The organism is Immundisolibacter sp. (assembly GCF_028696615.1).
Lineage (GTDB): Bacteria > Pseudomonadota > Gammaproteobacteria > Immundisolibacterales > Immundisolibacteraceae > Immundisolibacter.
On the sequence record NZ_JAQVGQ010000082.1, the window covers coordinates 1 to 10,430 of the forward strand.

At 71.6% G+C, this 10,430-nt stretch carries 8 protein-coding genes and 1 pseudogene; 5 read left to right on the plus strand and 4 right to left on the minus strand.

The window, feature by feature from the left end; translation table 11 throughout:
• From kdpA to kdpE, 5 genes are all read left to right on the plus strand, one after another.
• Positions 1-1,684, plus strand: a 1,684-nt coding sequence (gene kdpA, locus PHC73_RS07105; protein WP_300126185.1) for a potassium-transporting ATPase subunit KdpA, incomplete at its 5' end; no start/stop codon positions are given.
• Positions 1,685-1,694: 10 nt separating this feature from the next.
• Positions 1,695-3,761 carry a potassium-transporting ATPase subunit KdpB gene (gene kdpB / locus PHC73_RS07110; RefSeq protein ID WP_366949824.1) on the plus strand — a complete coding sequence of 689 codons (2,067 nt, stop codon included), beginning with the start codon at positions 1,695-1,697 and terminating at the stop codon, positions 3,759-3,761.
• 10 nt (positions 3,762-3,771) lie between these two features.
• The gene (gene kdpC / locus PHC73_RS07115) at positions 3,772-4,359 is read left to right on the plus strand and encodes a potassium-transporting ATPase subunit KdpC (RefSeq protein WP_300126191.1); all 588 of its coding nucleotides are present in this window, start codon (positions 3,772-3,774) and stop codon (positions 4,357-4,359) included.
• Positions 4,356-7,049 (plus strand): two-component system sensor histidine kinase KdpD, encoded by a 2,694-nt coding sequence (kdpD, locus tag PHC73_RS07120; RefSeq protein ID WP_300126194.1) that lies wholly within the window; start codon positions 4,356-4,358, stop codon positions 7,047-7,049. The genes kdpC and kdpD overlap by 4 nt, the downstream gene beginning before the upstream one ends.
• Positions 7,028-7,729 carry a two-component system response regulator KdpE gene (gene kdpE, locus PHC73_RS07125; protein WP_366949825.1) on the plus strand — a complete coding sequence of 234 codons (702 nt, stop codon included), beginning with the start codon at positions 7,028-7,030 and terminating at the stop codon, positions 7,727-7,729. The genes kdpD and kdpE overlap by 22 nt, the downstream gene beginning before the upstream one ends.
• A gap of 6 nt (positions 7,730-7,735) precedes the next feature.
• Here the strand turns inward: kdpE and PHC73_RS13945 are convergent.
• The 4 genes and pseudogenes from PHC73_RS13945 to modA form a co-directional block, all read right to left on the minus strand.
• Positions 7,736-7,812: pseudogene (locus PHC73_RS13945) on the minus strand (type II toxin-antitoxin system RelE/ParE family toxin); the annotation flags it as partial.
• Between the two features lie 63 nt (positions 7,813-7,875).
• The gene (gene modC / locus PHC73_RS07130; RefSeq protein ID WP_300126200.1) at positions 7,876-8,988 is read right to left on the minus strand and encodes a molybdenum ABC transporter ATP-binding protein; all 1,113 of its coding nucleotides are present in this window, start codon (positions 8,986-8,988) and stop codon (positions 7,876-7,878) included.
• Positions 8,985-9,659 carry a molybdate ABC transporter permease subunit gene (gene modB, locus PHC73_RS07135; RefSeq protein WP_300126203.1) on the minus strand — a complete coding sequence of 225 codons (675 nt, stop codon included), beginning with the start codon at positions 9,657-9,659 and terminating at the stop codon, positions 8,985-8,987. Before modB ends, modC begins: the two co-directional genes overlap by 4 nt.
• A 3-nt stretch (positions 9,660-9,662) precedes the next feature.
• Positions 9,663-10,430, minus strand: a 768-nt coding sequence (modA, locus tag PHC73_RS07140; RefSeq protein WP_300126206.1) for a molybdate ABC transporter substrate-binding protein, incomplete at its 5' end; no start/stop codon positions are given.

Sequence of the window (10,430 nt, forward strand, 5' to 3'; positions counted from 1 at the left end):
GCCGCTCGCGCGCGGCGAGGCGGCGCTGTTCCGGCTGTGCGGCATCGCGGGCGAGATGGGCTGGCGCCGCTACGCCGCCGCGGTGCTGGTGTTCAGCCTGATCGGCGCGCTCGCCGTGTACGCGCTGCAGCGCCTGCAGGCCTGGCTGCCGCTGAATCCGCAGGGCTTTGCCAACCTCACGCCCGACTCGAGCTTCAACACGGCGGTGAGCTTCGTCACCAACACCAACTGGCAGGGCTACGGCGGCGAGTCGACGATGAGCTACCTCACGCAGATGCTGGGGCTCGCGGTGCAGAACGTTCTGTCCGCCGCCACCGGCATCGCGGTGGCCTTTGCGCTGATTCGCGGTTTTTCGCGCCAGTCGGCGCAGACGCTCGGCAATTTCTGGGCGGACCTGTGGCGCATCACCGCTTATCTGCTGTTGCCGCTGTCCTTCGTGCTGGCGCTGGCGCTGGTGAGTCAGGGCGTGGTGCAGAACGTCGCGGCCTACCGGGACGTGACCACGCTCGAGCCGACCGCCTTCGACGCCCCCAAACTCGACGCCGCCGGCCAGCCGCTGCTCGATGCGGCGGGCAACGCGGTCACCGATCCCGCGACGACTCAGACCCAGACCCTGCCGATGGGCCCGGTCGCCTCGCAGGAGGCGATCAAGCTGCTCGGCACCAACGGCGGCGGCTTTTTCAACGCCAACTCGGCGCATCCGTTCGAGAACCCGACCTGGCTCAGCAACTTCCTCGAGATGTTGGCGATCTTCCTGATCCCGGCGGCGCTGGTGTACGCCTTCGGCCACGCCGTCGGTGACAGCCGCCAGGGCTGGGCGGTGCTGGCGGCGATGGCGCTGCTGTTCGTCGGCGGTGCGATCGCGGCCACGAGCCTCGAGCAGCAGGGCAATCCGCGACTGGCCGCGCTCGGCGTGGATCAGGCCGCGAGCGCACTGCAGGCCGGCGGCAACCTGGAGGGCAAGGAGACGCGCTTCGGCATCGCGGCATCGGGTCTGTTCGCCACCGTCACCACCGGCGCTTCGTGTGGGGCGGTGAATGCCATGCACGATTCGTTCACGCCGCTCGGCGGCCTGGTGCCGATGGTGCTGATGCAGCTCGGCGAGGTGGTGTTCGGCGGCGTCGGCTCGGGCCTGTACGGCATGCTGCTGTACGCGCTGCTGGCGGTGTTCGTGGCCGGCCTCATGATCGGCCGCACGCCGGAGTACCTCGGCAAGAAGATCGAGGCCTTCGAGATGAAGATGGTGGCGATCGGCATCCTGGTCACCCCGGCGCTGGTGCTGCTCGGCACCGCGCTCGCGGTGGCCACGGACGCCGGCCGGGCGGGAATCTTCAATCCCGGCGCGCACGGCTTCTCGGAAGTGCTGTACGCGTTTTCTTCGGCCGCCAACAACAACGGCAGCGCGTTTGCGGGTCTTTCCGCCAACCACCCCTTCTATAACGGCTGGCTCGGCGTGGCCATGTGGTTCGGGCGCTTCGCGGTGATGGCGCCGGTGCTCGCCATTGCGGGCTCGCTCGCGGCCAAGAAAACGCTCGCCCAAGGTCCCGGCTCACTGCCGACCCACGGATTGCTGTTCGTCGGGCTGCTGGTGGGCACCGTGCTGCTGATCGGCGCGCTGACCTACGTGCCGGCGCTGGCTTTGGGGCCAGCGGTCGAGCATCTGATGCTGTGGGCCGGACATTGAGGGCATGACGATGACCACCCAGACCCTTTCCATGTTCGATCCCAAGCTGCTGCGCCCGGCGCTGGTCGACGCGCTGGTCAAGCTCGACCCGCGCGTGCAGTGGCGCAACCCGGTGATGTTCGTGGTCTACGTGGGCAGCCTGTTCACCACCGCGCTGTGGCTGCAGGCGCTCGTGGGCCACGGCGAGGCGCCGGCCTGGTTCATCGGCGCCACCACGCTGTGGCTGTGGTTCACGGTGCTGTTCGCCAACTTCGCCGAGGCGCTGGCCGAGGGCCGCAGCAAGGCGCAGGCGGCCTCCCTGCGCAGCGCCAAGCAGACGGTGACGGCTAAAAAATTGCGCGAGCCGCGCCGCGATGCGCCCGTGGAGCCGGTGCCCGGCAGCGCGCTGCGGCGCGGCGATGTGGTGCTGGTGGAAGCCGGCGACATGATCCCCGGCGACGGCGAGGTGATCGACGGCGTGGCCTCGGTCAACGAGGCCGCCATCACCGGCGAGTCGGCGCCGGTGATCCGCGAGGCTGGCGGCGATTTCTCGGCCGTCACCGGCGGCACCACGGTGCTGTCGGACTGGATCGTGGTGCGCATCACAGTGAATCCCGGCGAGACCTTCATCGACCGCATGATCGGTCTGGTCGAGGGCGCCCGGCGGCAGAAGACGCCGAACGAGATCGCGCTCACCATCCTGCTGGTGGCGCTGACGCTGATCTTCCTGCTCGCGACGGTCACGCTGCTGCCCTACTCGCTGTTCGGCGTACGGGCGGCGCAGGCCGGGCAGCCGGTGACGCTGACCGCGCTGGTGGCGCTGCTGGTGTGCCTGATCCCGACCACCATCGGCGCGCTGCTGTCGGCCATCGGCATCGCCGGCATGAGCCGCATGCTCGGCGCCAACGTGATTGCCACCTCGGGCCGCGCGGTTGAGGCGGCCGGCGACGTGGACGTGCTGCTGCTCGACAAGACCGGCACCATCACGCTCGGCAACCGCCAGGCGGCGGCCTTTCTGCCGCTGCGCGGGGTGCCGGAGCAGGAACTGGCCGACGCCGCGCAGCTCGCCTCGCTCGCGGATGAAACGCCCGAGGGCCGCAGCATCGTGGTGCTGGCCAAGCGGCGCTTCAACCTGCGCGAGCGGGACATCCACGGCCTCGGCGCCCATTTCGTGGCGTTTTCGGCGCACACGCGCATGAGCGGCGTCGATCTCGGCGACCGGCAGATTCGCAAGGGCGCGCTCGATGCCATCCGCCGGCACGTCGAAACCCAGGGCGGCGCCGTGCCGACCGCAGCGGTGCAACTGGCCGAGGATGTTTCCCGCCACGGCGGCACGCCGCTGGTGGTGGCCGATGGCACGCGCGTGCTGGGCGTGGTAGAGCTCAAGGACATCGTCAAGGGCGGCATCCGGGAGCGCTTTGCCGAGCTGCGGCGCATGGGCATCAAGACCGTGATGGTCACCGGCGACAATCCGCTCACCGCCGCCGCCATCGCCGCCGAGGCGGGCGTGGACGACTTCCTCGCCGAGGCGACGCCGGAAGCCAAACTGGCGCTGATCCGCCAGTACCAGGCCGATGGCCGGCTGGTGGCGATGACCGGCGACGGCACCAACGACGCCCCGGCACTGGCGCAGGCGGACGTGGCGGTGGCCATGCACAGCGGCACCCAGGCGGCCAAGGAGGCCGGCAACATGGTGGATCTCGACTCGAACCCCACCAAGCTGCTGGAGGTGGTCGCGGTCGGCAAGCAGATGCTGATGACGCGCGGCGCGCTGACCACCTTCAGCATCGCCAACGATCTTGCCAAGTATTTCGCCATCGTGCCGGCGCTGTTCGTGACGATGTACCCGCCGCTCGACGCGCTGAACGTGATGCGTCTCGCGAGCCCGCAGTCGGCCATCCTGTCGGCGGTGATCTTCAACGCGCTGATCATCATCGCGTTGATTCCGCTCGCGCTGCGCGGCATCGCCTACCGCCCGCAGGCCGCCGGGGCGGTGCTGCGGCGCAACCTGGCGGTCTATGGCCTCGGCGGCATCGCGCTGCCGTTCGTGGGCATCAAGCTGATCGACCTCGGCCTCGCGGCCGTGGGTCTCGTGTGAGGGCGGGGTCATGAAAACGCTGTTCACGCAAACCCTGCGTCCGGCGCTGCTGCTGTTCCTCGTGCTGAGCGCCGTGACGGGTCTCGTCTACCCCTTCGCCGTCACCGGCGTGGCGCAACTGCTGTTCCCGCGGCAGGCGAACGGCTCGCTGATCATGCGTGATGGCCAGCCGGTCGGCTCGGCGCTGATCGGCCAGTCCTTCACCGACCCCGGCCACTTCTGGGGCCGGCCGTCGGCCACCGCACCGCAGCCCTACAACGCCGCCGCTTCCACCGGCTCGAACCTCGGACCGCTGAATCCGGCGCTGGTCGATGCGGTCAAGGCGCGCATCGCCGCGCTCCAGGCTGCCGACCCCGGCAACGCCGCACCGGTGCCGGTGGACTTGGTAACGGCGTCCGGCAGCGGCCTCGATCCGGACATCTCGCTCGCCGCCGCCGCGTATCAGGCGCCGCGGGTGGCGCGGGTGCGCGGCCTGCCGCTGGCACAGGTCGAGGCGCTGATCGAACGCCACGCCGCCCGCCCCCGGCTCGGCGTGCTGGGCGAGCCGCGCGTGAACGTGCTGGCGCTCAATCTCGCCCTCGATGCCGACGCGCGATGACCGACGAACCGGCCCGCCCCGACCCCGACGCGCTGCTGGCGCAGGTCACCGCCGAGGCGGCGGCGGCGCGGCGCGGCAAGCTCAAGATCTTCTTCGGCGCCGCGCCCGGCGTCGGCAAGACCTACACCATGCTCAGCGCCGCCCGCGAGGCCCGCGCGCAGGGTGTGGATGCGGTGGTCGGGGTGGTCGAGACGCACGGCCGGCCCGAGACCGAGGCGCTGCTGGACGGGCTCGAGGTGTTGCCGCGCCGCCGCGTCGAGTACCGCGGCCACACGCTTGCGGAGTTCGACCTCGACGCGGCGCTCGCCCGCCATCCACCGCTGCTGCTGGTCGATGAGCTCGCGCACACCAACGCACCCGGCAGTCGCCACCCCAAGCGCTGGCAGGACGTCGAGGAGCTGCTCGGCGCCGGCATCGACGTGTGGACCACGCTCAACGTGCAGCATCTCGAAAGCCTCAACGACGTGGTCGGCGGCATCACCGGCGTGCGCGTGTGGGAGACGGTGCCGGACCGGGTGTTCGACGCCGCCGACGAGGTGGCGCTGGTCGACCTGCCGCCGGACGATCTGCTCACGCGCCTGAAGGAAGGCAAGGTGTATCTGCCGGCGCAGGCGGCGATGGCCGCCGAGCATTTCTTTCGCCGGGCCAATCTCATCGCGCTGCGCGATCTGTCGCTGCGGCGCCTGGCCGAGCGCGTGGACGCGCAGGTGCAGACGGCGCGTGCTGCGGGGCCCGGCGCGCGGGTGTGGGCCACCGCCGAATCGCTGCTGGTGTGTGTCGGACCCGGCGACACCGACGGCAAGCTCATCCGCAGCGCGGCGCGTCTGGCGAGCAAGCTCGACGCCCGCTGGCACGCCGTCTACATCGAAACCCCGCGCCTGCAGCGCCTGCCCGAGGACCGGCGCAGCGCCATCCTCGCCACCTTGCGCCTGGCCCAGGAGCTGGGTGCCGAGACCGCCGTGCTGACGGCGCCGGACATCGTCGATGCGGCGCTCGACTACGCCCGCGCCCACAACCTCGGCAGGATACTGATCGGCCGGCGCGCCCGCCCGCAGCGGCGCTGGTGGGGACGGTTCATGCGGCGTCTGGGCGAGCGGGCGCCGGACATCGACCTCATCGCCGTGGCGCGCAGCGCCGAGGCGCCGCCCGCGCCGCGCCCGACGCCGCCGCCCGCCGTGCCGGGCGGGCGCTTCGCGCCCTACGTCGGGGCGGCGGCGCTGTGCGTGGCCGTCACCGTGGCGGCCACGCCGCTGCGACATGTGCTCGAACTCACCAACATCGTCATGCTGTTCCAGCTGGCCGTGGTGGGGGCGGCCTTTCGCTGGGGGCGCGGGCCGGCGGTGCTGGCGGCGGTGCTGTCGGTGGCGCTGTTCGATTTCTTCTTCGTGCCGCCACGGTTCACGTTCGCAGTGAGCGACGTGCAGTATCTGGTCACGTTTGCGGTGATGCTGGTCGTCGGGCTCGCCATCGGCCAGCTGATGGCGCAGCTGCGCTATCAGGCGCGCATCGCCGGCCACCGCGAGCAGCGCATCCGCAGCCTCTACGAGATGGCCCGCGAGCTGGCCGCGGCGCTCAGCGAAACGCAGGTGGCGCAGATCGGCGAGCGTTTCCTCGCCGCCACCTTCCATGCCCGCGTGCGGGTGCTGCTGGCGGACGCGCACGGCAAACTCACCGCGCCCGCCGAGGCGATGCCGCAGGTCGATCTCGCCATCGCGCAGTGGTGTTTCGATCACGGCGAGCCGGCCGGCCTCGGCACCGACACGCTACCGGCGGCCGCGGCCGCCTATTTGCCGCTGAAGGCGCCGGCCGGCACGCAGGGCGTGCTCGCGGTGCAGCCGGACAACCGCCGCCTGCTGCACATCCCCGAACAGCGCCGCCTGCTCGAAACCCACGCCACGCTGATCGCCATGGCGCTCGAGCGCCTGCACTTCGTCACCCAGGTGCACCAGACGCGCCTGGGCGCGGCCTCCGAGCGCCTGCGCAGTACGCTGCTGGCCGCGCTGTCGCACGATTTGCGCACGCCGCTCACCGCGCTGGTCGGCCTCGCCGACACGCTCACGCTGCGCCTGCTCGCCGCGCAGGCGCCGGAGCACGAGACCGCCGCCGCCATCCGCGACCAGGCGCTGCGCACCAGCCATATGGTGGACAACCTGCTGGAAATGGCGCGCCTGCAGTCCGGCACCGTCACGCCGCGCCGCGACTGGCTGGCCCTGGAAGAGATCGTCGGCGCCGCCGTCCGGGCGCTCGAACCCGCGCTCGCCGACCATCCACTGCAGACCGACCTGCCGGCCGACCTGCCGCTGGTGCAGGGCGACGCCACCATGCTGGAGCGGGTGCTGGTCAACCTGCTCGACAACGCCATCAAGTACACGCCGCCCGGCACGCCGATCGGCATCACCGCAGCGGTCGCCGGCGATGCGCTCGAGGTCGCCGTGTGGGATGCGGGCCCCGGCCTGCCGCCGGGTCAGGAGCAGGTGCTGTTCGAGCGCTTCGCGCGCGGGACGCGCGAGTCGGCGATCGCCGGCGTGGGTCTTGGCCTTGCCATCTGCCAGGCCATCGTCACGGCACATGGCGGGCACATCCGGGCCGAAAACCGCCCCGAGGGCGGGGCACGCTTCGTGTTCACCCTGCCGCTCGCGCCGCCGCCGGCGGCACCTCGGGAGCCCCCATCATCGACGGCACCGCACTGATCGTCGAGGACGACCCGGCGATCCGCCTGTTCGTGCGCCGCACGCTGGAGGACGCGGGCCTCAAGGTGGCGGAAGCCGCCACGCTGGCGCGCGGGCTGATCGAAGCCGGCACGCGGCGACCGGATCTCGTGATCCTCGACCTTGGCCTGCCCGATGGTGACGGCCGCGACTTCATCACCGCGCTGCGCGCCTGGAGCCGGGTGCCGGTGATCGTGCTGTCGGCGCGCGCGCAGGAAGCCGACAAGGTGGCGGCGCTCGACGCCGGCGCGGACGACTACCTCACCAAACCCTTCGGCGTCGCGGAACTGCTGGCGCGGGTGCGCGTGGCGCTGCGTCACGGCCGCAGCGGGGCGGGCGGTGGGCCGATGGTGCGACTGGGGGCGGTGACGGTGGACTTGGTGGCGCGGCGCGTGCAGCGCGGTGACGAGGATATCCACCTCACAGCGGTCGAGTTCCGCCTGCTGACCGCGCTGCTCAAGGCGCCCGGCCGCGTGCTCACCCACCGCCACCTGCTGCGCGAGGTGTGGGGGCCGAACAGCAGCGAACACGGTCATTACCTGCGCATCTACATGGCGCGCCTGCGCCACAAGCTCGAGGCCGACCCGGCCCGGCCGCGGTATCTGCTCACCGAAACCGGCATCGGCTATCGGTATGCGCCGGAAACGTCGGATCGGGAGTGACTGTTACGGCAAGGGCCGGCCCATGCCGGGGCGCGTTCGAGTAGCAGGAACTGCCGTTCGATCGCCTGGCCGGCTCGTCGCACGGCTTGCGGTGCCTTGGAGCGGGATTACCGGGCGGTGGCGAGCCGAAACATTCCGGGCAGAAATTACCGGCTACCCAGCACCCGCCGGTCGAACGACACACTCTTGATGAGCGCCCAGACGGCCTGGCCGGTGGCCAGACCGAGGCGGGCGACGGACTCGCGGGTGATGCGCGCGCGCAGGTGCTGCGCCGGTGCGCCGGGAAGTTCGAGCAGCACTTCGGCGTACGCGCCGGCGGGCTCGGCGTCGATGCGCAGCACGCGCGCCCGGAGCTGATTGCGGATGCTGACGCCGTCCACGCGGGCGAGCGCGAGCGCCACGTCGCGCGCCCGCACGCGAAGGCGCACCGGCGTTCCCGCTGCGGCGTCGATGTGCGGCAGGGTCAGGCGCTGGCCGGCCAGGTCGAGCTCGGTCAGCGCGTAGTCGGTTATCTGCCGATGCACGGTGGCGTCGAGCAGGGCGCCGGCCTCGAAGTGGCCGGACACGGCCTCGGCCGCCGCGCTTTCCAGCACGGCGTGCACCTCGCCGCGCGCCACCACGCGACCGGCGGCGAGGATCAGCACCTCGTCGGCGAGCTGGGCGACTTCCTCCACCGCGTGCGAGACGTAGATCAGCGGAATGCGAAAGCGCTGCGGCAGGGCGCGGATGTAGGGCAGCAGCTCGGCCTTGCGCTTGAGGTCCAGCGCCGACAGCGGCTCGTCCAGCAGCAGCAGGCGCGGATTGGCGAGGAGCGCGCGGGCGATGGCGACGCGCTGGCGCTCGCCGCCGGAGAGGCCCTGGGTGCGCCGGTCCAGCAGCGGCACAAGATCGAGCGCGGCGATCACCTCATCGAGCGCCGGTGCCGGTGTGCCGTTGGCCGGCCGGGCGCGCTGCTGCGCAAAGCGCAGGTTGCCCAGCACCCGGCGGTGGCTGAACAGCCGCGCATCCTGGAACACGTAGCCGATGCCGCGCCGGTGCGCCGACAGGTTCACGCCCTCCGCGCTGTCGGCCAGCAGCACACCGTCGAGCGCGATGCGCGCGCGCTGCGGCGTTTCGAGTCCGGCCAGCGCGCGCAGCAGCGTGCTCTTGCCGCTGCCCGACGCGCCCATCACGGCGGTGATGCCGGCCAGCTCCAGTGTTTCATCCAGCTCCAGCGCGAAGCCGGCGCGCTGCAGCGCGAGCGCGATCTGCAGCCTCACGCCGCGTGCACCGGGTAGCGGCGGTTCAGCGCATACACCAGCACCAGCACGCCGAACGAGAACGCCAACAGCCCGCCGGCCAGCACGTGCGCGGCGGCGAAATTGAGCGTCTCCACCTGCTCGTAGATGGCGATCGAGATCACCCGCGTGCGGCCGGGGATGTTGCCGCCCACCATCAGCACCACGCCAAATTCGCCGAGCGTGTGCGCAAAGCCGAGCACGATGGCGGTCAGATACCCGCGCGCGGCGAGCGGACTCGCCACGCTGAAAAAGGCATCAAGCGGGCGCGCGCCCAGCACCGCGGCGGCCTCGAGCGGCGCGCGGCCGACCGCCTCGAAGGCGCCCTGCAGCGGCTGCACCACGAACGGCAGCGAATAGATCATCGACGCCAGCACCAGACCGCTGAACGAAAACGTGAGCGTCTGCCCGGTCAGCTCGAGCCACGGCGCGCCGAGCGCCCCGTGCGGCGCGAACAGCACCAGCAGATAAAACCCCAGCACCGTCGGCGGCAGCACCAGCGGCAGCGCGGTGACGGCCTCGATGAGCGGCTTGCCGCGCCAGCGGGTGTGCGCCAGCCACCAGGCCAGCGGCGTGCCGACCACCAGCAGCAGCGCCACCGTCACCGCGGCCAGGCGCAGCGTGAGCCAGACCGGGCCGAGGTCGAGAGGCATGCCTCAGGGCGCCGGCAGCGAATACCCCAGCGACTCGATCACCTCGCGCGCGGGCGGCGTCTTGAGGTAATCCAAAAACGCCTTGGCGGCCGGGTTGTCGCGGGCGCGGGTGACCAGGATGGCGTCCTGCCTGAGCGGCGCATACCGGTCCTGCGGCACCAGCCACTGGCTGCCGGGCTTGCCGCCGGCCAGCACCGACGAGTAGGCCACGAAGGCGGCCTCGGCGGCGCCGCTGGCGGCCATGGTGTAGACCTGACCGATGTCCTCGGCGCGGACGATCTTGTCCTGCAGGCCGGCCCACAGCCCGAGCTGCTCGAGCGTGCGCTGCGCCGCCGCGCCGTAGGGCGCAACCGCCGGATTGGCGATGGCCAGATGCCGGAACGCGCCGGCCTTCAGATACGCCTCACCGTCGCCGAACGCCTGGGGGTCCGGACTCCACAGCGCCAGACGGCCGATGGCGTAGGTGAAGCGCGAGGCCGGCACGCCGAGGGCGGACTTGGCGAGCACTTGCGGCCGCTCGGCATCGGCCGACAGGAACACGTCGAACGGCGCGCCCTGCTGAATCTGCTGCAGGAACTTGCCGGACGAGCCCAGCACCACCGTCAGGTCGTGGCCGGTAGTCTGTTCGAAGGCCGGTTCCAGGCGCGCCATGGCCGGGCCGAAGTTCGCCGCCACGGCGGCGACCACCTCCGCCGCGCGGGCGGGCAGGCCGGGCAGCAGCATCACGCTGGCGCACAGCGCCGCTACGAAAATACGCATCGCGGGCATGGT